Genomic DNA, 23500 nt, shown 5'->3' on the forward strand with positions numbered 1-23500 from the left:
GAAAGTAGCAATAACATTAACAGCGTGATTGATGTGATTAAGTCGGTTGCTGACCAAACCAACTTACTCGCACTAAACGCGGCGATCGAAGCGGCTCGTGCAGGTGAACAAGGTCGTGGCTTTGCCGTCGTTGCCGATGAAGTTCGTACTCTGGCACAACGTACTCAAGAGTCTACTTTGGAAATTGAAGGCTTCATTAGCTCTCTACAATCAGACGTGCAAACCGCGTTTAACGTGATTGATAACAGCAAGAAGATGTCTTCAAGAGCGGTTGAAGATTCACGAGGAGTAGAGCAGACGCTGCAAGATATTTCAGGTGCTGTGAGCGAAATATTCAGCATGACAGAGCAGATCGCAACTGCGACCGAAGAGCAAGCGGTCGTCACTCAGGATATCGCTCAGAACGTTGTGGCAGTCGAACAGAAGTCGACAGAATCTACGACGGGTGCAACGCAAATTGCCGCAACAGCTAAAGAGCAAGCTGAACTGGCAACATCACTGAAAGAGCTTTCGAATACGTTTAAAAGTTAGCGGCTCAGAGCTAGAAGCTTTCTATCTTATATAAAAATGTCCCGCCTAGTGCGGGACATTTTTTTAAGAGTTGAAACGACCAGTAGAGTCGCTTAGAGCTCGAATAGTACATCTGTGCGAATAATGTATTTCGTCCCAGAAAGCATCGGCGCAGAACCGTGAATACAATGGGCGGGGTGCGTACCGTGAGGAAAACAAAGCACGCTGCCGCTTGGTGTTCTAACCGATTCTATATTCGCGTTCTCCTGATGATGCCCTTGACGACGAGCAGGCTTACTCGGGTCATTACGGTTAACCATAAATTGGGTTTCGCCACCAACGAAGTCATCACTCAATAGAATCAAGAAGGTGTACATGCTCCAGCGGTCACCAAATGCGTCATCGACTAACTGTTCATTCACCACCTGACTGCCAGGCCATGATCCATCGGTGTGCATCTTAAAGAAATCCCCTTTATCGTAACGATAAAAGCGGAAACGACCGTTAATGCCTAGAGGTTTTACACCAGCAAAGTGATTGTACTTATCGATGAATTGATCTTGGCAACGCTTCCAAATAACGTCGAGAGTTTCAGTATCTGCGATCAAGTTGAGATTCTGATTATGGCGAACTTCTCTTGGTAGAGACACGGCAGCATCTTCCGTAAATCCAAGCTTGTTGGCTTCATCCAGTATGCGCTGAACTTCTTCGGGAAGCAGCACATCTCGCAACTGGAAAGCACCGGGAACCTTGTCTACTTCAACGCGTGATACCGCGTTAACGTTCTTATCAAGTGCAAATGGGTTTGCAGATTTTGGTGCCCAAACAGGAAGGTCACTGCGCTGGGTACCTGACTCGCGTCGAACGACATAAAAATTCTCATTGTTATTCATCATCAACCTCTATCTCTATCTTGAAACCACTTTTACTTGTGCAAACTGACGGTGCCCGTCAACCGAGCCGTGGTAACCAAGGCCACTCTGTTTCGCACCAACCCATGGAGCATCACCACTGCCGCCTTGTCCTTGATTAATGCCAACCATGCCAGCATCAAGTTCGTCAGCAACGTCATTGACGCCTTGGTTTCCAAAGACCACAGCACCTAGGCCGTACTCACTGGCGTTGGCTCGCTCAATCGCACCTTCAATGTCGGAATAGCGACTGATCGAGACAACTGGACCGAAAGTTTCTTCTGTTTCCAGTTTCATTTCTGCTGTCATTCCGGTGATTACTGTAGGGCGGATATAACGCTCGGGTTGCTCAGAACCGCCTAAAAGAAAAGTGGCTCCTTTCTGTTTTGCGTCTTTTAGCTGGTCGACAATCTTGCCATGTTGTGTCGCGTTGATGATTGGTCCGATATTGACGTTCGGCATATCCCACGGGCCAATCTGGTACATGTTGGCGATCTCGGTGACACGTTGTTCAAATTTTTCAGCGATACGATCATCAACATAAATACGTTCAATCGAAGTACACATTTGCCCTGAGTTCTCAAAGCTGCCTGCGACGGCAAAGCGAGCGGCCTGCTCTAGGTTGGCATCACGCATCACAATCATTGGGTCTTTGCCACCTAGTTCCATGACCAAGCGTTTTACCTTGCTCGCGGCACGTCGCATGATGTCTTGGCCTATTGCTTTTGAGCCAGTGAACGCGATCATTTGGATGTCGCCTTCGACTAATGCTTTGCCTGTTTCACCATCACCTTGCATCACGGTCAAGACATTCTCTGGTAAGTACTTTTGCAGTTCACCAAAGAATGCTTCAGCGATGAGAGGGGTCTCTTCTGAAGGTTTTAGAATCACGCTATTGCCGGCGACCAGTGCTGGCACAATGAGGTTGTTTGCCATCATCACCGGGTAGTTCCAAGGAGATATAACTCCGACAACACCTAGTGGACGATATTGAAGTTCTGTTGAGCCGGATAATTTTCGAGTGTTGAGTGCACGCTGAGCATCTTCTGCATAGTGCTGACCCATGTAGATCGCACCGGTTGCTTCTCCGGTCGCACGGCGAATGTCTTTACCCATTTCACGAGCAAGCAACTGTGAGAGGGACTCTTCGTACTTATCAAGTTGTTGATAGGCTTTGATAATGGTCAGCACTCGCTCGTTCATCGAAAGTTTGCGCCATGCTTTTTGTGCTGCTTTTGCTTTGTGGATGGTTTGAGTTACTTCTTCAGCCGAAGTTTGGTTTACCTCGCCAAGGAGTTCACCATTACTTGGGTCAAAGGATTGAATAGACTTGTTCATGTTTGTCGGCTCCGCTGCATTTTTAGTATCGGCATCATCATTATTATTGAATAGTGCGATAACTAGATATCTAAAAATCTCGATGTGTTGATTTTTAAAAATGATATTCGTCATAAAGGATGGCGTGATTCCATCCAGTTTTCATCTTGCTATCTAACTGCTGTTCTGTTGATTTTTGTTCTTTTCAACTAAAGGGAATCAGACAGCGCTTTCAGGAATTTCTCGATGTATTCGTCATTACGCTTGTAGTAAGTCCACGAGCCAATGCGTTTTGATGTCACTAACTTCGCACGCTGCAGGTTCGAGAGGTAAGAAGAAACGGTAGATTGAGATAAGCCACTCTTCTCCTGAATAATGCTAACGCATACCCCCTCAACATCGGTATCAACGAGTTGTTTCTCTAAGTTAAAGTGCTCTTGAGGCGACTTAAGCCAATGAAGAATATCTCTGCGTACCGGGTTGTTGATGGATTTTAAAATTTCGTTCACGTCTGACATGGTGTTTGACTGCTATTTCCGATTTAAATGAAATATACCCTTGAAACTAAGATATCGCAATATGTCGATATCTATTTTCGGTGTCTGCCAATCTGGCGTTACGGTGTCTGCCAATCCGACGTTGCGGGATCTGAGTATCGATTTGTTTTGGTAAAGCTTGTTCGCTATTAACTAATGAACAATCCCCAAGTTACTCGCTCAAAGCAAAGTAACTTAGGGATAAGGCTCAATTTTAGGCGTCTACTGACATCTCTATAAGCGTATCTTTCTGGTTTAACTTTGAGACTAAAGCACTTGTCCGTTAACCGACAATTTCACATCAATGTTGCCACGAACCGCGTTTGAGTAAGGGCAAACTTGGTGCGCCGTTTTCACAAGCGTCACAGCTTGTTCTTGCTCTAGATCCAGTTCAATCGATAGAGCAACAGTTAAAGCAAAGCCACCGTTTTCATTTGGTCCGATACCGACTGTTGCAGTGGTTGGCGCCGATGCGATTTTGATTTTCATCTCTTTCGCAACGTGAAGTAGAGCATTTGAGAAACACGCAGAGTAGCCCGCAGCAAACAGTTGCTCAGGGTTTGTTGCTTCACCTGTTCCGCCCATTTCTTTAGGGTAGCTCAACGCCACTGAAAGCAGATTGTCATCAGTAGAAACTTGGCCGTTACGACCCGCCGTTGCTGTTGCAGAAGTTGTGTAGAGTGTTGTCATTGTTTTAGTCCTTAATTATGATTTTGTGCAATTAAGTTGTGCGCAACTTAATTTTGAAGCTAGCTTAATTGATAAAATTTGAGCGCGCAAGTATATTGTGCACAATTTAAATTATTGGTGAGGCGATCATGAGCGACCAAGATGACTATCTAAAGCTGGATAATCAGGTGTGTTTCGCGCTGTATAGTGCATCGAATGCAATGAGTAGAGCGTATCAACCTTTGCTGAAAGCACTTGATCTTACTTACTTGCAATACATTGTGATGATGGTGCTTTGGGAAGAAAAAGAGATAAATGTCAAAGCGCTAGGCGCAAAAACGCATTTAGATTCAGGTACGTTGACGCCACTACTCAAGCGTTTGGAAGTGAAAGGTTACGTGCTTAGAACTCGCAGTATTGAAGATGAGCGAGTTCGAGTTATCACGTTGACACCTGCAGGGGTAGAGCTCAAAGAGCAAGCGCAGACCGTTCCGGTTGAAATGCTGTGTCTTTCTAAGATGAATGAAGATGAGCTTAAATCGCTAAAAGACCAGTGTGAGCAATTGCTTGGTAACTTAACCAAGTGAGAAAGCCCTTTTAGCTCTCGGTAATGATAATAAGAAAGCGAAAAAGCCCGTTAGTCCTACTGTTAATTAGTTGCGATTGCTAATTCGAGTAAGGTTAACGGGCTTTTTGTATCTGCCGTCGTTCAAATGGCAGCAGATAGTGTATTCAATTGGGATTTATCCCATAAACCAAGATACGAAAATCAACGCACCAAAGCCGAATGTTGCCATTAGTGCCGTGTCGCCACCGGCTGCAGTATAGCTGCCTTCGGTTTGTAGGTGAGGGAAGTCAGGTCTACGAACCTTAACTACCATTGCAAGTGGTCCCCAGATAGCTAGGAACACCAATACCATCCCTGCGTAATCCAGCATGCTGACAAACTGGCTAGCGAACAGCTCTGCTAATGCCAAAGGTAAGATGAAGGTCAACGCATAAGCCAACGCTTTGTTGTTGGTGACGGCATCTTTGTTTTGGTCGTAAAGCGCCATCGACACACCGAGGAAAGAAGTCACCAAGGCCAGAGCAGAGAACAGAGCAATCACCACTTTCAACCAAGCAGATTGGCCGCTGAACGCAGAGATCAACTCAGAGATATTGTGGAACTGACTGATCGCGTCTGTGCCAAGGTTACCGATAATCGCAAACAACCAAGTTAGGTAGCAGATTAGTGGAATCACCGAGCCTAGCAGAATCATATTGCGGATCTGTTTTTGAGTCGCTTCTCGGTTGTAGATAACCAGTGACGGGATAACTACCATAGAGGCAAAACTGGTAAAGATAACTGCGCTGTACTGTACTACATCATTAGCCGTGTATTTGCTGGCTTGAGTCAGGTAATCAAGGCGAATATTGCTAAATAAAGAGGCGATAACGATAAAGAGCATCACCACCATCATTATGAATAAACCGCGATTCAATTTGTCGATATACGATTTACCCGCCACCACAATCACACCCATCAATAGGCTGAAAACGGTATAAGCAACGGATGCAGAGATGTCTATTCCCACATCGAGCAATAGCTTATGAATGATGTCGCCAACACCTAAGATATAAGCGATCAGCATGCATACCAGTAGCAGGTAAAAGAGTGCATTGATAAAGTGTTTACCTTTGCTGCCTAGAGTTAGGTAAGCAACACTGCTCATGCCACTGTTGTCTTTAGTTTTGGTACACGCTTCTGCCAGTAGGAGTGCAGAGTAAGTGGTGCCGATAAAGATAAGTAGCATCAGCACTGAGCTGATCATGAAGCCAAATTGGGCCAATACCATCGGAATGGCCAGCATGCCTGCACCTAATGCAGTCCCTGAAAGGATTAGGGAACTGCCGAATAATTTCATATTCAAGAAAATAACCTCGAAGTATCCAAATAATTTTTAGTTGGATTGTAAATATTTGTTGCCAAGACTAACAAATTACTCAGTAAAGTTAGGGGTTAATTTCTAATAAATTTTGAATTTCTCTAAAAAAATCACGAAGCAATTTGTGAGGGGTATGGTTGGATGAATCAGGTGTTCGGCAGGTGAATTGTTTTAGCCTTTTTATAACCTTTGTAAATTAATCGACGTTCAATAACCCGCACTGCACCTCTGATTAAGATATGCCTTTATTTCAGAAAAACTCAGTCCAAATCTTGCTTATTTAGTGAATCTCTGTCGGATTTTTATATCTAGCACAGCTCATTTGATGAGCCCCAATCAATAGACTTCTTGAGAGAGCATGGGGGTTTGTCGTAAATGGAAAGACCTGTTGTCGTAGATGCCACTCGGTAGTTTTGCATTTCGCTCTTATTATCCTCACACCAATTATGTGGGGGTGTTATGTATCGTTTTCTATTTTGTAGTTTCGCACTTGTGCTTTTGTATCCAACGGCTATTGATCTGTATTTGGTTGGGTTACCTCAAATCGCCGCGGACTTAAATGCTTCTGAGGCTCAGCTCCATGCCGCTTTTTCTATCTATCTGGCCGGTATGGCAACGACTATGTTGTTCGCGGGTAAATTTGCCGATAGCGTAGGGAGGAAGCCCGTTGCCATTTTCGGTGCAATTGTTTTTACTCTCTCGTCGACCTTGGGCGGGGTTGTGAACAGTGCTGAGCCGTTTCTTATCGTGCGTTTTTTCCAAGGTGTTGGTGCTGGATCTTGCTATGTGGTGGCGTTCGCTATCTTACGAGATGTCTTAGACGATAAAAGGCGTGCCAAGGTGCTGTCGATGTTAAATGGCATAACTTGCATCGTTCCGGTACTCGCGCCTGTGATTGGTCATCTAATCATGACTGTTTACCCATGGCCGAGTTTGTTCACGACCATGGCGGGCATGGGTGTAGTGGTGTGCTTATTGTCTGTGTTGGTGCTAAAAGAGACTAAGCTCAACATCAAAGATAATGGGTTAGCCAAAGCCTCTCTCTCTGAGAAATCGCGCTTACCTGAGAAACCTGTAACCCTTCATTCGACTTCAATCGAAACGTTTAAAGAGCCGTTGTTTATTAGCCGAGTGATCATGACCAGTTTCGGCGTGACCACAATTCTCACTTATGTGAATGTCTCTCCACTGTTGATTATGACAGAGCTTGGCTTCGATAGAGGTCAGTACTCTTACACCATGGCATTAACCGCCTTGGTGAGCATGTTGGTGTCATTTTCAGCCCCATTTGCATTGAATGTGTTTAAGCAGAAAAGCTTAATGCTGACCTCTCAAACGTGCTTCATTGTGGCTGCTATTTTGCTAATAGCCTCGATGGATGGTGGATTAGGACATTACGTGACATTAATAGGCTTCGCTTTCGTGTGTGGCGGATTCTCGTTAGGCTTTGGTGTCGCGATGAGCCAAGCATTGAGCAGTTATTCGCAGCGGGCAGGTGTGGCTAGTTCGATTCTTGGTGTTTCTCAAATATGTACGTCGGCATTGTTTATCTGGTTTATGGGCATTATTGGACTAAGTGCATTGAATATGTTGGCATTTATATTAGCTGTTGGTGGAGTTATCAGTATTGCTCTAATACTATGGGTAGGTCCCTCTCAAGTTAAAAGTGATTATGAAGAAGCCACTAGCCCGTCTTGATCTGAACCTGTTGTTCACTCTGCAATTGCTGCTGCAGGAGCAGAGTGTTTCAAAAGCTGCGAAAAAGCTGAACGTCACGCCTTCTACGGTGAGTAAATCACTCACCAAGCTTAGAGATTGGTTTGATGATCCTTTGTTTGTGAAAACGCCAAGGGGATTAACGCCAACGCCACTTGCACTGAGCATGGTAAAAGATCTTCAAGACTGGCTGCAGATTGGAAGCCAAATACTGACGACTCGTGGTGACGAAGCGCCAAAAGATGTGCGTTTGAATCTAGAGGCAGAGTCTCCTTTATCTCTGATCATGCTTAACGAGTTGACGCAAAGCGTGTCTCAACGTTACCCCAACGCGAAAATCAAAATGCGTAACTGGGACTACGATTCGATAGATTCCATCGTACGTGGCGAATCGGATATTGGATTTTCAGGGAGAGAAAGCCATCCGCGTTCGAAAGAATCTCTAGACTCACTACCTTATTTCATCGACTTCGAGGTTCTGTTTCACGACTTGCCGGTTGTGTATTTGAGAAAAGATCATCCTGCCTTGAAAGAAGAGTGGAATCTAGAGGCTTTCCTTAAATACCCCCACATCAATATTGTGTGGGAGAAAAGTGAAACATGGGCGCTAGATGAAGTGCTTACTGACCTACAACTAGACCGAAATATCGTACTGACTTTAGCTGGTTTTGAGCAGTCGTTATTTATGACCGCTCAATCGAATCACACCATGACTACCGTTGCGCCGAATTACTGTCGACGTTACGTTGAACAACTCCACCCCAATCTTACTTGTCTACCCATCCCTTTAGATGAAGAAAATGTCAAAAAGCTGCTGATCCCGTTCACCATGATTTGGCACAAACGCAATGCCTACAATCCGATCGTTCTATGGTTAAAAGACACGCTCAGAGAGCTTTACCAATTTGAAGGGAAAAGTGTCTAACCTTGTGATGAGATTAGATGTTCTGAAGGCTTGTGCCATTAGCATCGATCGTTGATTGAAATAAGAATGCAGACTTATAAGCGAGCCCGCCAGTTGATGCCTGGCGGGTTTTCTATTTTTAATCATGTGGTTAGGGTTGGCCCCTCAAAATAAAATCGGTTTTTCTTAATTGTTGATTCGATAAATAGACTGAAATTGAACGAATGTTCAAAATAATAGTTGAACGATCGTTCTAATTTGATCTATATTGTTTTCACACCAACGGAGAACAGTCATTAATTGCTCCGTGATTGAATAACTTTAGAATCATAAATTGATAGGGATAAAACAATGAGCAACTTCAAAATTCATTCAGTAGAATCAGCGCCAGAGCAAAGCCAACCTATTCTTGAAGGTGCTAAAAAGCAAATGGGCAGAGTACCGGGCTTATTTGGTGTATTGGCTGAATCTCCAAACACACTTAAGGCTTACACTCAGCTTCACCAGGCGTTTAGTGACTCATCTTTCGATGCTGAAGAGCTAACGGTTGTTTGGCAAACCATCAACGTTGAACACGAATGCCACTACTGCGTTCCTGCGCACACAGGTATCGCACATTCAATGAAGGTTGATCCTGCAATCACCGAAGCACTTCGTAATCGCACGGCTCTACCCACTGAAAAGCTGCAAGCACTGCATGACTTTACGCTGAGCATGGTACGCAACCGCGGTAATGTACCTGAAAGCGAAATGGCAGCATTTTTCGAAGCGGGCTATGGTCAGCAACAGGTGTTAGAAGTGATTCTTGGCTTGTCTCAGAAAGTGATCAGCAACTACGTAAACCGCGTTGCCAAAACGCCAGTAGACAAAGTATTTGAACAGTTCGCTTGGCAAGGTTAATTACCGTTAACCAAATCAAAACCTGATAATGATGAAAGCCCCGCTCAGTTGAGTAGGGCTTTGTTGTTTGGGCTATGTGGGCCTAATCTGGTTAAGGTGTATGTTTAGCGATTATCTTCGCTAATGTCACAACCCCTTCTTTCCACTCTTTGCTCTCTTCAATATTGGCGACAGTGAAGCGCAAGCAGTGTTTATATTGGTCATTCGTCCCAAACACAGTACCGGGTAAAATTCCCAATTTATGCTTTAAACAATCTTGGTAGACGGCATAACTATCGACCGACTCTGGCAACGTTATCCAGTTTAAAAAAGAGCCTTCTGGCTTCGATAAATGATAACGCCCTTCAAGATGAGGATAGCTATCCAATGCTTGTATTAACAAGCTTTGAAACTGCTTTTGGTTGGTTTGGTAGAGTCGTTTCATTTTCGAAATGTGACTGCGGTATTTGCCTGTGGTGAGGAATTGACCCACCGCGGATTGCATCAGGTTTGAACTGCCCATGTTGTCGCATAAAAGGTACTTTTCGACCAAAGGTTGGTAGCGACCCGACAGTAACCAACCGATTCGTAAGCGTGAATCTAGGGTTTTAGACAGTGAGTTGACGTATATAACTCTATCTTGATCATCAAGTTCTTTGAGACTAGCGATTGGTGTATCGAATGCCAAGCTACCGAACACATCGTCTTCGATAATTGGTAAAGATCCGGTGATCTCCAGAAATGCTTTTCGATTCGCCAATGGCATCCGTGATCCCGTTGGATTAGTAAAGTTTGGCGTTAGTAGTAAGGTTTTCACTTTCCATTTTTCCAACGCACTCTGTAGTGATGGGATATCAATACCGTGGCTAACGCTGCTTGGGATTTCAAGAGCTTGCAAGCCAAGTGATTCAAGTAAAAGTAGATTACCGAAATAACAGGGCGACTCGACCGCCACGATGTCGCCGGGCTTGGTGAGCGCACGTAAAGCCAAACTGATAGCCTGTTGAGCACCATGAGTAATCGCAATCTCTTTCGATCCCGCAGGCACACCAAGATCATGGGTGATCTTTAACAATTGCTTTACTAATTGCTCGTCGCCGGGGGGTAATTGGTAATAACCGGGAAGCTGAGTTTGTAATCGACTGTGGCGGCCAATCTCGGCATACAAGCTACGAATCGCAGAATTGTTGATGTTCGGGTGCGCGGAGCCTGCCAACAGTTTCAGACGACCTTTCGGGCGAGAGAGTACCGATTTGGTGACAGATAAGAGGTCCACTTTTTGAGGTTGGCTCGATGAATCCCAGCTGGTGGTATTGGGCGCTTTCACGCGATAGCCAGATTTAGGTACCGAGTAAACCCAACCCGTTGCTTCGAGTTCTTGATAGGCGCGAATCACGGTATTTTTACTCACGCCAAGCTGTTCGCTTAGTTGACGGATTGAGGGAAGACGATCGTCTGGGTGAAAGAGCCCTTTATCAATTTGAGCCTTAATATGTTGTTCGGTAGCAAGATATTTATTGCCGCTGAGTTCTGCTTCCACGTTTTTCTCCCTCGTTGCTCACTCTCAATCTGTAACCATTTAAAGTGTTATATCTGTGTCTTTATTAGTTATCTGTACCCAACTAAGGTAACAGCATTGATGAAGAGTTGACCAGAGGTTTGTAATGCTGATTAAAATGATTCCGTTCGTGTTTGTAATATTGTGGTCGTCAGGCTTTGTTGGCGCACGTCTTGGTGTGGAATATGCCGAACCCGCAACGTTACTCTCACTGAGGATGGTGGCCAACGTAGCGCTGTTCTTGGTTTTGATTGCAATCCTTAAGCGTCGTATCCCTCGTGGTCGCGCATTCTTCCACGCTTGTGTGGTTGGCATCTTGATTCATGGTTTTTATCTTGGTGGCACCTATCTGGCGATTGATATGGGTATGCCTGCCGGGTTAAGTTCTCTACTGGTTGGCTTACAACCGATTCTGACTGCCTTGATTATGATCAGCTGTACTTCACAGCGGTTTAACTTCGCACAATGGCTAGGATTAGCGCTCGGTTTTGCGGGTATTAGCTTGGTGTTGATGGGCAATATTGAATGGCAGTCAGACGACCAAAAAGGCTTGGCAACATTATTGTGTTTGGTTTCTTTGGTGGGTATTACCTGCGGCACTTTGTATCAGAAGCGCTTCTGTCAGGGGACAGATATGGTCGGCGGTGCGATGGTGCAATACTTGGCTTCTGCTGCGCTGTTTCTACCGTTCGCAATGCGTTACGAAACGATGCAAGTGAACTGGACTGTAGAATTCACGTTGACTCTAACCTGGCTGGTGGTGGTTCTGTCTTGTGTTGCCATCCTTTTGCTGCTTTACATGGTAGAGCACGGTGCATCTTCAAGTGTGGCGTCGGTGTTTTACTTGGTGCCACCGACGACAGCAATTCAAGCCTGGCTTATTTTTGGTGAGTCGTTCGACATCTATGGTGCAATGGGCTTCGCCTTGTCTGCCGCCGCGGTTTATTTGGTGGTGAGGAAGCCAGAATGGATTAAGGCTCGCAGGCGAACAGCGTTAGAGCGGTAAGCGTATTTCATCAAAACTAACTGGGTTTAAAGCCGAGTGATAGAAACAAAAAAGAGCCTGAATGTTCAGGCTCTTTCTGTATCAAATATTGGCTAGCGACTATTGATTAGCGCTGCATTAAACAAGCGTAAGCCGTTGTAAACGGTGCTTCTTGGTATTGCTTAAGGCCAGTTTCTTTGAACTTCATCATAAGAGGGTTGCGCTTAAGGCTCTCCTTGATGTCAGCCGGTGATACAACGGTTACGTCTAGGCCGTCGATCAGTTGAATTGCTGCTTCTAGTTTGAAACCAAAGCCACCGCCAGCAAATTTGCCTTTAGTTTGGCGTTGACGAATCACAACTTTGTCTACTTGGTAATCTTCCATTAACTTTGCAAAAGAGAATTGAAAGTCTTTCATATTCTGCGTGTCGTTTGCGTCGCTAATCGCAACCTTTGAAACTCGGCAATCAGGGATATTAAATACACCATCTGACAGAGAAAGAAGACAGATGACAGCATCGTTACCTTTGATTTCAACACCACAAATTTTCATGTTCATACCTATTTACTTTTGAGCCGTACATTATGGTGCTATTTCCATTACTTCTCCAGTATTTGAGCATGTCTGTGGTAAATAAGTGCAAAAACGTCTTTGGCTCTACTTTTTAAAGTTGACCTTTGGTTGAATAATAGACAGTCGATTCAAGGGTAACGTTTTCTATGCGACTAGGTTCACAAACTTTTAGCTAGCTTTTATATTGATACTGTATATTATGCGCGCGTCCCTATTTACTGTGTGGTTATTAACCCCCTTATGAGTATCAACAACCTATCTATTAAGAGTAAAATTGCGATTCCACTAATGGTGATCGTGATTGTTTTCTCGACTGTTACTGTGCTTAATGTCATTAGATCTAATGCTCAGGCTGCGATCAACCATGAGCTGAATAATGTGGTTCAGCCCGTGTTAGACAATTTGGAAGATGGGTATCGTGACATTTACCAAGTTATCGCTTCTGCTCAAGGTCTGCTACTCGCGAAAGACCAAGCGGCGATTGAGTACCAAAAATTTGAGTTTAAAGACAATGCTTACAAAGCGGTTCCTCGCTTTGAAAGTGTGGAAACTTTATATGCAGCGGGCGTGCTAGATCCTTCTTCTCGCGGTGAGTTGTCAAAGCTTGTGAACGCGATGAGCAAGTGGGTGGCGCTGCATGAACCAATGTTTGCAGACCCTGCCAGCGCATACCAATACAACATCAATTACTCGCCAGCATTAGACGCTGAGTTTGCAATCATTCGTGTTCAGCTTCGTGATATCAGAACCCTGATTGAACAGAAGCAGAAAGAGCTTCGTCAGCAAGCTGCTGACTCTATCGAATCAAGTAAGTTGATCATTGAAGTGGGTATGGCGGTCGCTGTTTTCGCTGCGCTTTTCGCGATGTGGTTATCTAACCGTTTTATCGTCCAACCAATCCAGAACGTAGAGAAAGCGATGAATGAGATCGCATCGGGCGACGGTAACTTGTCTCAACGCATGAAGGTTGAAGGCAACGACGAAATTGCTCGCTTAAGCTCCGCATTTAACCAGTTTGTTGGCAAGATCCATGTAACCGTGGAACAAGTTATTCTCACATCGAACGCAGTACGTGGCGAGATGGAAAACATCAAATCACTCACGCAAAGTGTTGCTGAGTTTTCTTCAAATCAGCAGCGAGAAAGTGAAGTGGTAGCTGCGGCGGTTCATGAAATGCAAGCAACTAGCGAAGTGGTCAGTGGTAATGCACTGGATGCCGCAACTGCAAGTAACGTTGCCAATCATGAAGTGGAATCGGCTGATACGACGCTGGGTTTAACCGTGACTTCTATTGAACGCCTTGCGCAAGATATCGAGAATGCGGGTGGGGTGGTTCAAGATCTGGATACCGATGTGAAGAACATTGCTTCAATTCTTGGCGTGATCAAAGGCATTGCAGAGCAAACCAATCTGCTTGCATTGAATGCGGCGATTGAAGCCGCTCGTGCCGGTGAGCAAGGCCGTGGTTTTGCCGTAGTTGCAGATGAAGTAAGAGCGTTGGCGAGTAAAACTCAAGACAGCACTGGCGAAATCCAATCAATGATTGAACGCTTAGAAGTGGGCGCTAAACACGCGGTTGGTGTGATGACTGAAAGCAAAGTGAGTGGCGAGAAAACCATTGTTCAGGCAGGAACGGCGGCGTCTTCACTGAGTGAGATTCGTAACTCAATCGGCAAGATGAATGACATGAACACACAAATCGCGACGGCAGCTTCGCAACAGTCTCAAGTGTCTGAAGAAGTGAACAAGAATGTTCAACGCATCGCTGAAAGCACCATGCAAATGGTTGAAATGGCGAGCAGCGCTGAGAATGCTTGCATGGCATTGGCCGAACAGTGTGAAGCGCTTGATAGCCTTGTGTCTCAGTTTGAAGTGTAATCTTCAAAATTAGCCAGACGAATATGAGCTGATAATGGTTGCTCGTTTTGAATTCCATTAATCATAGCTGAACGACAAAAAAGCCCGCATTCTATGAGTGCGGGCTTTCTTTTTGACTAGGTGATCAGTTTTTTTGACTACGTGATCAGTTTTTAGACCTGATCAATCATTCGGTGTTAGCTGCTGCGACCGTCTTTGTATGTGTAACGGTAGTCAACTTTTACGTTCGCTTGGTAATGAATGTCACCGCTCATGTTAGTGATTTTCTTCACTTCCATATTCGCGTCATCAATCTTGAACGAATCGTATTTGGTTGTCTGTTGGAACTGTGGCAGTTCTCTTGAAAGCTCAAAAGGTGTTTTTGCGCTTAACTCATCCATAAGGTTTGTGCCTGCATCGTATGCTTCCGCTTCAGTAACAAATGTATCAGACTTTAGCGTTGTTTCTTGAATCGTTGTTTTAGTTGCTGCAAACGCTGTGGTGCTGAGAACAAGAGTTGATGCAAGTATGATTAATTTCTTCATAGGATTACCTTACTTTGTTGGAATACCTGTGTTCCGGTACAGAACCAACATACCAATGAAGTGGTAAGATGAGTGTCAGGAGAAAAGCCGATTTTGTTAGTATTAGGTAAGGAATATGGAGAAATGTCAGGTGTTGGTTGTATTGATTTTGAACGATTGTAGATGCAGACCATTTATGCACAGTGCATATCAAGCAAGGTGACACTGATATCTATCTTCAATACACTGTCTGGGTAACCATCGTTTAGCATAAGGTAAAAGCATGGCCAATTGGGAAGGGGTAAGTGAGTTTGTTGCAGTGGCAGAGCGTGAAAGCTTTACCGGTGCGGCGCAGAAGCTCGCTACGTCGGTGGCTCAAATCAGTCGCAGAGTCGCAAACCTCGAAGAGCGTCTCGCAGTGAAACTACTCAATCGAACGACTCGTAAGGTTTCTCTAACAGAGGCGGGGCAACTCTATTATCAACAGTGTAAGTTGCTGGTCGAAGGCTTAGAAATTGCTGAGCTTGCGGTCACGCAGATGCAATCCACACCGAAAGGCTTGTTGAAAGTGACGGCACCCGTGACTTATGGCGAGCGTCAACTCGCCCCAATACTTCATCAATTCTTAAAGCTTCATCCGCAAGTAGAGTTAGAGCTAATGCTGACTAACCAAAAGCTCGACCTTATTGATTCCGGTGTTGATGTGGCGATTCGCCTTGGTCGTCTAGAAGATTCAAGTCTTGTGGCAAAAAAGCTTTCTCAACGACAACTCTACGTATGTGCCAGCCCTGAATACATCGAACGCTATGGTGAGCCGCATACGCTCTCTGAATTGAGTCACCATCAATGTTTGGTCGGTGGCTTTGAACATTGGCGATTCAAAGAGAATAAACGCCCTCGCTCGGTTCGTGTTAATGGACGAATTAGGTGTAACAGTGGCCTAGCCTTATTGGATGCCGCTAAACAGAGCATTGGCTTGGTTCAACTGCCAGAATATTACGTGAGTGAAGATCTAGAGTCGGGAGAGTTGGTCGAAGTGCTATCCGATTATCGAGACGACAAAGAAGGGATATGGGCGCTTTATCCTCAGAACCGTAACCTGTCTTCAAAGGTTCGCTTGCTGGTGGACTTCCTGTCTGAGCAATTGGATTAGTTCTATGACCCAAAGCCACAACAATTCAAAGGGTCAAGCCGAGCTGATCCTTAGCGTGTTCGACACCCTTGAGCAGCACTATGGCTATTTTGATTGGTGGCAAAGGGAAGACCCTTACGAGATAGTTTTGGGCGCTATTCTGGTTCAAAACACCAACTGGAAGAACGCAGAGAAAGCGCTCACCAACCTAGGCGATAAGTGCGATCCAAGCTCAGTAGCCGAGATGGGTCTTGAGGATCTTGCCCAAAAGATTCGTTCGAGTGGCTACTACAATCAAAAAGCCATTAAGTTGAAGGCTGTGACTGAGTGGTTTTCGAAGTACCAATACGATATGTCTGTGGTGCGAGAACAGGACAAAAATCAGCTCCGAAAAGAGCTATTGGAAGTCAAAGGAATCGGCGGTGAAACGGCTGACGCGATTCTGGTGTATGCGATAGGTAAACCATCTTTTGTGATTGATGCGTACGCAAGAAGGATCTTCACTCGCAATGGGCTCGATGTGCCTAAATCGTATGAAAAATTTCGAACCTTGATGGAAAGCGTGATCCCTCTAGATACTAAAAAGTACGGCCACTATCATGGTTTGCTAGTCGAACATGGTCAGCAGTTTTGTAACCCTAAGCCCAAGTGTGAACATTGTCCTCTGAATCAAAGTTGTGTTGAGGCTGAATTTGGGTCTTAGAGCGGTGCAATATGCTCCCTTACATCAATACCCCATCTAATTAAAAACGGGCTTCAGAGTAGAGATTCTGAAGCCCGTTCATATTTAGTGTAAAAGTCTTAACGTTAAGTAGCGCTTACTTGCTATTTATAAGTAGCGTTTACTTACTATTTAATAGACCGTAAATGTCCTAGACCGTGAAGCGATCAACCAAGTGGTACAGCTCATTTGCGCGGCTGTTGAGGTTTTGGCTCCCCGCACGGTTTTGATTCGCTAATGATGCTGATTGTGAGCTTTGATCGGAAATCACCACAATGCGTTGAGATATCTCTTGGCCAACAATGTTTTGCTGCTCTGTCGCGGTAGCAATCAATGAGTTCATGTCCATGATCGTATCAATCGACTCTTGGATTTTCGCCAGTGCTGCGGCTGCGGCATTCGCTTCTTCCACCGTTTGAGCACTTTTATTTTGGCTCGAATCCATTGCTTTTACGGCAGCATCTGACGCGGCTTTTAGCTGCTGAATCATTTTATGGATGTCGCCAGTGCTTTCTTGAGTTCGGCTTGCCAGTTTACGAACCTCGTCCGCAACCACTGCAAATCCACGCCCTTGCTCACCTGCACGAGCGGCTTCAATTGCTGCATTCAGTGCTAATAAGTTTGTTTGTTCGGCAATATCTTGAATGACCGTCAGTGACGACGAAATGTTTTGTACATCACCCTCTAATCTAGATACCACAGTGTTGGCTTCGGATACTTCGCTAGCAAGGCCAGCAACAGAGTTGGCAGCAGCGTTCACTATTTGTTGAGCTTCTTTGGCATTACCCTCTGCAAGCTTCGCTGAGTCAGCCGCCTGGCTTGCGTTACTGGAGATTTCTTGTGCTGTTGTTGTCATTTCGGTCATTGCTGTTGCAACTTGTTCAGTCTCTTCACGCTGACCAGTGGCAATTTCATCAACCTGAGCGGCGCGAGAAGACATACTGCTGGTTTCAGCGACGACTTGCTGGCCAACATCACTCACGCTGCGGATGATGGTTTGTAGGCTAGCAACGAAGGCGTTGAAGTTCTCGCTGAGCTTAGTGAACTCAGGGGCTTTGAATTTTTCCATTCGAGCGGTTAAATCGGCCTCGCCACTTGCAAAGGCACTAATTGAACGGTCGAACTGCTCAAGAGGTTGCATGATGGTGCGGTTCACTGCAACAGCGAAAACGGCTACCACTAGGGCAATCAATCCGCAGAAAATCGCGATAGCAGTCAGGGAACTTTGTAGCGCGACATTCGAACTTTCTTTCATCTCGGCAATAACAGCGTCGATGTCATCGGTGTAGAATCCAGTACCAAGCATTAAGTCCCATTGCGGAACAAATACTGAGTAGCTAAGTTTTGGTAACGCGACAGATTGGCCCGGTTTCGGGAAATAGTAAGTCGTAAATTCACCCAGTTTTGAGTTCTTGATCAGGTCTCGGATTAGGTAATTACCTTGCTTGTCTTGAAGGTCATAGTAGTTTTTACCAATACCATCGTTACTTTGCCCAACCACAACTCGGACACCTTTAGAGTCGTAACCAAAAATATAGCCCGATTCGCCATATTCTAGGGTTTTCAATGTTGGTAAAGCCTCTTCTAGTGTTGCCCCTTTATCTAAAAATGGGCTGATCGAAGAGTAGGCCATTTGCAGGTACGCTTTGAGTTCCTTTTCTTTCATCGCCATCATATTGCTACGCGTCGATTCTACTTGCTGTGCGGTTAGCTCGGTGCTCTTCATATACGTCACGCTCATCATGCCAATTGCCATTAGTAGCAAAGGAATGAAAGAGAGAATATAAAGGCGGTTTTTGATGGTTAGGGTCATTTCACGCTTCCTGTGTGATTTTCTCATACAATTTTCAACACATTATTAATGTGGTTTCAAAATGTAAATGGGCTTGTTGTCTAATTGTTACCCTAGAATATTTTTGTTTGATAAACATGATGGCGGTTAAGTTTTTAATGTGAGAAGCCTTGCAATTAAAGGCTTAAGAGCGAAAAAGCGAGTTTGTATCGATGCTTTTGAATTCGACGTTGTTTTGGTAGAATGCGGCCCTTTGTAGCACCTTGCTATGTTTATTCGTTAAGTGAGAAATATTCATGAACAAAAGCCATGTGATTATTGGTTTAACTAACCCAAAGAGCCCGACGAATGTTGGCGCTGTTATGCGTGCGGCTGGTTGTTACCAAGTCGACGAAGTTAAATACACAGGGCAACGCTACGAAAAAGCCGCTAAATTCCATACTGATACGAAGAGCGCAGCGCGCACGATCCCGCTTACAGCCGCTGAGTCATTTTTAGATAATCTTGACGCGGAAACTCAGATTGTGTGTGTAGAACTAGCAGAAGGTGCGACACCACTGCCTCGTTTTAAACACCCTGAAAATGCTATCTATATCTTTGGCCCTGAAGATGGCTCAATTTCTCAAGATGTTGCGGATAGAGCTGATCACGTTGTGTATGTACCAACGGTTGGTTGCATGAACTTGGCTGCGACGGTGAATGTGCTGCTTTATGACCGCCTTGCAAAGTCAGATGAAATGGATGAGAGCAACGAGCTTATTAAAAAGAGCCGTGATAATCGTAATCATCTATTAATCAAAGAAAAGTAACTATTTACTTCTAGTAAAAGTAACGATCTGCTTCTAGTGTTATCTATCCCGTAAGCAATCGGATATTATCTTTGGTTCATCATTAGATAATTGAAGGGTTAGATAACACCATGGAAGACAAGCAATTACTTGCCGCGCTGCAACAACACCCTGTCCTCGATCTGTATCAGTTATTCCAAGAAGTTGGTCAAAATAGCTCTCTATACGCACTATTAGAGAGGTTATCTTCCCTTAAAGAACACCACCAGCTGAGTACTCGTCTTAGCCCTTTTAAGCCACACATCGAAGGGTTACTGGCTCAATTTGATGGCACTACACCGGATAGTGATATCCTCAAGGCAGTTGCTCTTCAGTCTGAGATTCAACAACGAGGCCACAGCATGAGCCGTTACATCATGACATCAGACAATCACCGTCATTTTTCTCCAAATGCAGACCTAGTGATGTTTGGTGATTCGATCACCGAGTGGGCCCCGTGGGCGGATATTTTCCGCGATGTCTCAATGGTCAATCGTGGCCTAGCAGGAGATACCACAACAGGCATGTTGCGCCGCATTGATACCACGTTGAATGTGAAACCAAAGCTTGTATGTTTTATGGCAGGGGTAAACGATTTAGCTCAGGGTTATGATGTCGAATATATCTACCAGAACTACATTGATATGCTTAAGGTGTGGCAAGAAAACGATATTCGAATCTTGGTGCAATCAACGCTTTATGTTGGCTCTAAACTGCAAGGTTTGAACCCTTCAGTGGAACTGCTCAATAGCAAGATAAGCGAGTACTGTTCTCAGCAATGCATTGCGTTCTTAGATGTGAATTCTGTATTGTCACCTAATAAGCTTTTGTCGAATGAGTACTCGTGTGATGATCTGCATCTGAATGCTAAAGCTTACCAAGCTTGGGCTGAGGTGCTTCAACCTACGATAGCTGAGTTACTAAAATAAACTCACGCAAATAGCCAAATAAATAGACCGATAACCAGCTTAGCTAATACAAGAAAAGCTAACCCCTAGATTTGTTTCGCGAACCATAAGGACATCAATGTGAACCTAAGACAGTTGGAAGTCTTTTACGCGATCATGCAAACCGGCACCGTATCTGGAGCCGCACGTAATCTGCATGTGTCGCAACCTAATGTGACCCGTATTCTGGCGCACACAGAGCAACAACTTGGGTTTGGTTTATTCGAACGTGTTAAAGGGCGATTAGTGCCAACGGTAGAGGCCAAAACCTTGTTACCTGAAGCAGAAAAAGTGTATCAGCAACTGGGTCAGTTTCGATCTTTGACCAACAAAGTTAAGCAAGGCCATCAGCATTTACGTATTGGTGCGCCGCCGATTCTGGCGACCAAGTTGCTGACGCCAGTGATTGCTCAAATGTCTCGCGAACAATATTCCAGTAAACAAGAGCTCTCTTTTGAGTTGCTGACAGCCAACCGTGACGAACTGTGTGCTGGGCTATTAAAGCATGAGCTTGATATTGCTATCGCGTTCGGCGATGAAGCACCGCCTGCCATATTAAGTGAAACGCTATTAACTGAATCACTCAAGGTTTTGGTTCCATCCAATACGGTGGAGCAGTTACCGGCAGAATTAACGCTAGATGATCTTATCAATTATCCGCTGCCAATCATCGGGCTCGATCCCCGCGATCCATTAGGCTTACTGCTAAATCAAAACCTTGTGGCGCTAGATGAGCATTATCACCACCCTATATCGGTACGTGGATACAGCGCTGCGGCGGAACTGGTGAAGCACCAAGCAGGGTTTGCGATCGTTGACCCGTGGACGGCAGAGCAGTATCAAAATGACGATGCGGTTTGTGTGTTGCCACTTCAACCAGATATCCAATTCTCGGTATCGATGCTTTGCGCAGAGCACACCCCTCAGTCTATTTCCGTTAAGCAATTGATCGCTTCATTGAAGAGCCATACTCACCCTATAACTTAAGGTTATAGGCACGCCATAAATAGGTATTCGGCAGCTTCTAAGTTCTTAATTAAAGTAAATCCATACAAGGACTTATTAATTAGGAATGCTCATGTCGATCGCTCAACCTTACCTTCTTTTTCTTGGGGATGTTACCGACCCACTCGCGGCAAAAACCGCTCGCGGTATTCATCAATGGCGACCAGAAATCTGCCTCGGCCAACTGCGTTTAACGGGCGATACCGTTTCACTGGGCTTAATGGACATGACCTTGCAAGAGGCGCAAGCGCAGGGTGCGAAAACGCTAGTGATTGGCACCGCAAATCCGGGGGGCGTCATTCCTGATTCTTGGCAGTCAACCATAATGGCCGCTGCAGAAATGGGATATGAGATTGCATCTGGCATGCACCAACGATTGAGTGAATTTTCACCGCTTGCTGACATGCAGCAACAAGGATTGACTAAGCTTCATGATGTACGCCATTTTGATGGTTCTCTAAAGGTTGGTAACGGTAAGCCACGTCAGGGTAAGCGCCTGCTTACTGTCGGAACAGATTGCTCAGTAGGCAAAATGTTCTCGGCATTAGCGATTGAAAAATCGCTTAAACAAGCGGGAACATCTGCTCAGTTTAAAGCGACAGGGCAGACCGGTATTTTGATTGAAGGCAGCGGAATTTCGATTGATGCTGTGGTTGCGGATTTTATTTCCGGCGCGGTTGAAGCGATTAGCCCCGATTTTACCGACCACGAGTGGGACATCATTGAGGGGCAGGGTTCTTTGTTCAACCCTTCGTTTGCAGGCGTGAGTTTGGGGTTATTGCATGGTGCACAAGCCGACGCTTTGGTGTTGTGTCATGAAGTCGGGCGACCACATATTCGTAACCTTCCTCATGCTCAATTGCCAAGCATAGAACAGACGATTGAAGCCAACTTACAAGCGGCACGACTGACGAATCCAGACGTGAAACTGGTCGGCATCTGCTTGAACACGTCGGCAATTAGCGGTGAAGACGCTGAGACATTATGCCAAGAATGGACCACACTCTATCAAGTGCCCGTGACGGACCCTGTGCGTTTTGGTGTACAACACATTACTGATCATTTGCGACATTCACTTTAACGACTTCATCATTTCTACGTTTCCATTTGTTAAAGCGAACATCAACCGAGTGAAATTATGAAGATTACAGCAGAACCCATTACTATCGCGATGCAAACGGCTTTTCGCATCTCTCGTGGCAGCCGAACTGAGTGTCACGTTGTTCGTGTTTATATTGAACATGATGGCAAACAAGCTCAGGGAGAGTGCACCCCTTACCCACGATACGGCGAGTCATCGGAGTCTGTGTTAGCGCAAATCCAACAAGCGTCTAGTGCTCTTGAAGGTATGTTTGAGCGAGGCGTTACCGATCCGGCAGAGCTAAGAGAGCATCTTCAGTCTTTATTGACCGGAGGGGCAGCGCGAAATGCGGTCGATTGTGCGCTTTGGGAGCTTGAAGCCAAACAACATGACCAGGTCTTCCCAAATAGCCTGTTTGAGTTACCGAATCAAATCGTGACAGCAATGACCGTCTCGATTGGCACTCCAGAAGCGATGGCGACTCAAGCTCGAGACTATGTCGCAAATGGAGCGAAACTCTTAAAAGTGAAGCTTGATGGAGAGCAAGTGATAGAGCGTGTTCGCGCGGTACGAGAAGCTGCGGCAGATGTTCAGATTGTACTGGATGCCAATGAAGCGTGGACGGGGCTGAACCTCGAAGAGTTGTTTAATCAACTAACAGAGTTTGATATTGCGATGATCGAACAACCTCTTCCACAGCAGCACGATGCGTCACTGGCACACATCAAGCACCCGATCCCACTGTGTGCGGATGAAAGCTGTCATACCACTTCACAGCTCTCATCGCTGTTGGGTAAGTATGAAATGGTCAACATCAAACTCGATAAAACGGGCGGTTTGACTGAAGCATTGGTACTTTCAGAAGAAGCACAAAGGCTCGGGTTTACTCTGATGTCTGGTTGTATGCTCGGTACATCGTTGGCGATGCGTGCAGCTCTGCCTATTGCCGTCCAATCTAAAATTGTCGACCTCGATGGCCCAGTATTACTTGGTCAAGATGTAGCACCATCACTGACTTATCGAGATGGGATGATTATTCTCTAAGTTCGCTGAGCCTCGGGTTAGTCGATGGACATGACATAAATGAAATCGCATGAGTGAAAGCTTGTGCGATTTTTTAGATCTCT

General features: G+C 45.2%; 23 protein-coding genes. 14 read left to right on the plus strand and 9 right to left on the minus strand.

What is annotated here, in order from left to right; genetic code table 11:
* Nucleotides 1-531 (plus strand): methyl-accepting chemotaxis protein (locus AACR09_RS18380; protein WP_228010754.1); only part of this gene is annotated, 531 nt, incomplete at its 5' end.
* Nucleotides 532-623: 92 nt separating this feature from the next.
* Here AACR09_RS18380 and AACR09_RS18385 read toward each other — a convergent pair.
* The 4 genes from AACR09_RS18385 to AACR09_RS18400 form a co-directional block, all read right to left on the minus strand.
* Nucleotides 624-1403: an oxidoreductase gene (locus tag AACR09_RS18385; protein ID WP_193835554.1), complete on the minus strand. Its 780-nt coding sequence runs from the start codon at nt 1401-1403 to the stop codon at nt 624-626.
* 15 nt (nt 1404-1418) lie between these two features.
* Nucleotides 1419-2759: an aldehyde dehydrogenase family protein gene (locus AACR09_RS18390; RefSeq protein ID WP_193835555.1), complete on the minus strand. Its 1341-nt coding sequence runs from the start codon at nt 2757-2759 to the stop codon at nt 1419-1421.
* A gap of 188 nt (nt 2760-2947) precedes the next feature.
* Nucleotides 2948-3256, minus strand: coding sequence for an ArsR/SmtB family transcription factor (locus AACR09_RS18395; RefSeq protein WP_004732945.1), 309 nt, complete (start codon nt 3254-3256; stop codon nt 2948-2950).
* A 285-nt stretch (nt 3257-3541) separates the two neighbouring features.
* A complete protein-coding gene (locus AACR09_RS18400) occupies nt 3542-3964 on the minus strand; it encodes an organic hydroperoxide resistance protein (RefSeq protein ID WP_108180855.1) in 423 nt (140 codons plus the stop codon).
* Between the two features lie 128 nt (nt 3965-4092).
* Between AACR09_RS18400 and AACR09_RS18405 the strand changes: the two genes are divergently transcribed.
* Complete coding sequence (locus AACR09_RS18405) at nt 4093-4530, plus strand: MarR family winged helix-turn-helix transcriptional regulator (RefSeq protein ID WP_017088301.1); 438 nt, start codon at nt 4093-4095, stop codon at nt 4528-4530.
* A 156-nt stretch (nt 4531-4686) separates the two neighbouring features.
* On the opposite strand, the gene AACR09_RS18410 is transcribed toward AACR09_RS18405, so the two are convergent.
* The gene (locus AACR09_RS18410; protein ID WP_193835556.1) at nt 4687-5850 is read right to left on the minus strand and encodes an amino acid permease; all 1164 of its coding nucleotides are present in this window, start codon (nt 5848-5850) and stop codon (nt 4687-4689) included.
* A gap of 480 nt (nt 5851-6330) precedes the next feature.
* Here AACR09_RS18410 and AACR09_RS18415 point away from each other — a divergent pair, with 480 nt between their 5' ends.
* From AACR09_RS18415 to AACR09_RS18425, 3 genes are all read left to right on the plus strand, one after another.
* A complete protein-coding gene (locus AACR09_RS18415) occupies nt 6331-7569 on the plus strand; it encodes an MFS transporter (protein ID WP_193835528.1) in 1239 nt (412 codons plus the stop codon).
* On the plus strand, nt 7544-8512 hold the full coding sequence (yidZ, locus tag AACR09_RS18420) for an HTH-type transcriptional regulator YidZ (protein ID WP_004732954.1): 969 nt from the start codon (nt 7544-7546) through the stop codon (nt 8510-8512). The genes AACR09_RS18415 and yidZ overlap by 26 nt, the downstream gene beginning before the upstream one ends.
* 330 nt (nt 8513-8842) lie before the next feature.
* On the plus strand, nt 8843-9391 hold the full coding sequence (locus AACR09_RS18425) for a carboxymuconolactone decarboxylase family protein (protein WP_004732957.1): 549 nt from the start codon (nt 8843-8845) through the stop codon (nt 9389-9391).
* A gap of 91 nt (nt 9392-9482) precedes the next feature.
* Here the strand turns inward: AACR09_RS18425 and AACR09_RS18430 are convergent, their stop codons facing one another.
* Nucleotides 9483-10910, minus strand: coding sequence for an aminotransferase-like domain-containing protein (locus AACR09_RS18430; protein ID WP_193835529.1), 1428 nt, complete (start codon nt 10908-10910; stop codon nt 9483-9485).
* A 124-nt stretch (nt 10911-11034) separates the two neighbouring features.
* Between AACR09_RS18430 and AACR09_RS18435 the strand changes: the two genes are divergently transcribed.
* Nucleotides 11035-11934: a DMT family transporter gene (locus tag AACR09_RS18435; RefSeq protein WP_102547583.1), complete on the plus strand. Its 900-nt coding sequence runs from the start codon at nt 11035-11037 to the stop codon at nt 11932-11934.
* A 106-nt stretch (nt 11935-12040) separates the two neighbouring features.
* Here AACR09_RS18435 and AACR09_RS18440 read toward each other — a convergent pair whose 3' ends face one another.
* Nucleotides 12041-12466, minus strand: coding sequence for a DUF3010 family protein (locus AACR09_RS18440; RefSeq protein WP_010432976.1), 426 nt, complete (start codon nt 12464-12466; stop codon nt 12041-12043).
* Between the two features lie 261 nt (nt 12467-12727).
* On the opposite strand from AACR09_RS18440, the gene AACR09_RS18445 reads away from it, so the two are divergent.
* Nucleotides 12728-14365 carry a methyl-accepting chemotaxis protein gene (locus AACR09_RS18445; RefSeq protein ID WP_182795506.1) on the plus strand — a complete coding sequence of 546 codons (1638 nt, stop codon included), beginning with the start codon at nt 12728-12730 and terminating at the stop codon, nt 14363-14365.
* A 176-nt stretch (nt 14366-14541) separates the two neighbouring features.
* On the opposite strand, the gene AACR09_RS18450 is transcribed toward AACR09_RS18445, so the two are convergent.
* Nucleotides 14542-14889, minus strand: a complete 348-nt coding sequence (locus tag AACR09_RS18450) for a DUF3316 domain-containing protein (protein ID WP_017076504.1) — start codon at nt 14887-14889, stop codon at nt 14542-14544.
* 262 nt (nt 14890-15151) lie between these two features.
* On the opposite strand from AACR09_RS18450, the gene AACR09_RS18455 reads away from it, so the two are divergent.
* Both AACR09_RS18455 and AACR09_RS18460 read left to right on the plus strand, forming a co-directional pair.
* Nucleotides 15152-16021: a LysR family transcriptional regulator gene (locus AACR09_RS18455; RefSeq protein ID WP_017076903.1), complete on the plus strand. Its 870-nt coding sequence runs from the start codon at nt 15152-15154 to the stop codon at nt 16019-16021.
* Nucleotides 16022-16025: 4 nt separating this feature from the next.
* Nucleotides 16026-16703: an endonuclease III domain-containing protein gene (locus AACR09_RS18460; RefSeq protein ID WP_121602703.1), complete on the plus strand. Its 678-nt coding sequence runs from the start codon at nt 16026-16028 to the stop codon at nt 16701-16703.
* Between the two features lie 169 nt (nt 16704-16872).
* Here the strand turns inward: AACR09_RS18460 and AACR09_RS18465 are convergent, their stop codons facing one another.
* Nucleotides 16873-18534 (minus strand): methyl-accepting chemotaxis protein, encoded by a 1662-nt coding sequence (locus tag AACR09_RS18465; protein WP_017088291.1) that lies wholly within the window; start codon nt 18532-18534, stop codon nt 16873-16875.
* A 275-nt stretch (nt 18535-18809) separates the two neighbouring features.
* Here AACR09_RS18465 and AACR09_RS18470 point away from each other — a divergent pair, with 275 nt between their 5' ends.
* From AACR09_RS18470 to dgcA, 5 genes are all read left to right on the plus strand, one after another.
* Nucleotides 18810-19322, plus strand: coding sequence for an RNA methyltransferase (locus AACR09_RS18470; protein WP_017076901.1), 513 nt, complete (start codon nt 18810-18812; stop codon nt 19320-19322).
* 110 nt (nt 19323-19432) lie between these two features.
* Complete coding sequence (locus tag AACR09_RS18475; protein ID WP_193835530.1) at nt 19433-20269, plus strand: SGNH/GDSL hydrolase family protein; 837 nt, start codon at nt 19433-19435, stop codon at nt 20267-20269.
* A gap of 99 nt (nt 20270-20368) precedes the next feature.
* Nucleotides 20369-21274, plus strand: coding sequence for a LysR family transcriptional regulator (locus tag AACR09_RS18480; RefSeq protein ID WP_193835531.1), 906 nt, complete (start codon nt 20369-20371; stop codon nt 21272-21274).
* 91 nt (nt 21275-21365) lie between these two features.
* Nucleotides 21366-22373, plus strand: a complete 1008-nt coding sequence (dgcN, locus tag AACR09_RS18485) for an N-acetyltransferase DgcN (protein ID WP_193835532.1) — start codon at nt 21366-21368, stop codon at nt 22371-22373.
* A 57-nt stretch (nt 22374-22430) separates the two neighbouring features.
* Nucleotides 22431-23417: an N-acetyl-D-Glu racemase DgcA gene (dgcA, locus tag AACR09_RS18490; RefSeq protein WP_193835533.1), complete on the plus strand. Its 987-nt coding sequence runs from the start codon at nt 22431-22433 to the stop codon at nt 23415-23417.
* The last annotated feature ends 83 nt before the right edge of the window (nt 23418-23500 follow it).

The organism is Vibrio sp. OPT20 (genome assembly GCF_963889365.1).
In the GTDB taxonomy this organism is placed as follows: Bacteria; Pseudomonadota; Gammaproteobacteria; order Enterobacterales; family Vibrionaceae; genus Vibrio; species Vibrio splendidus.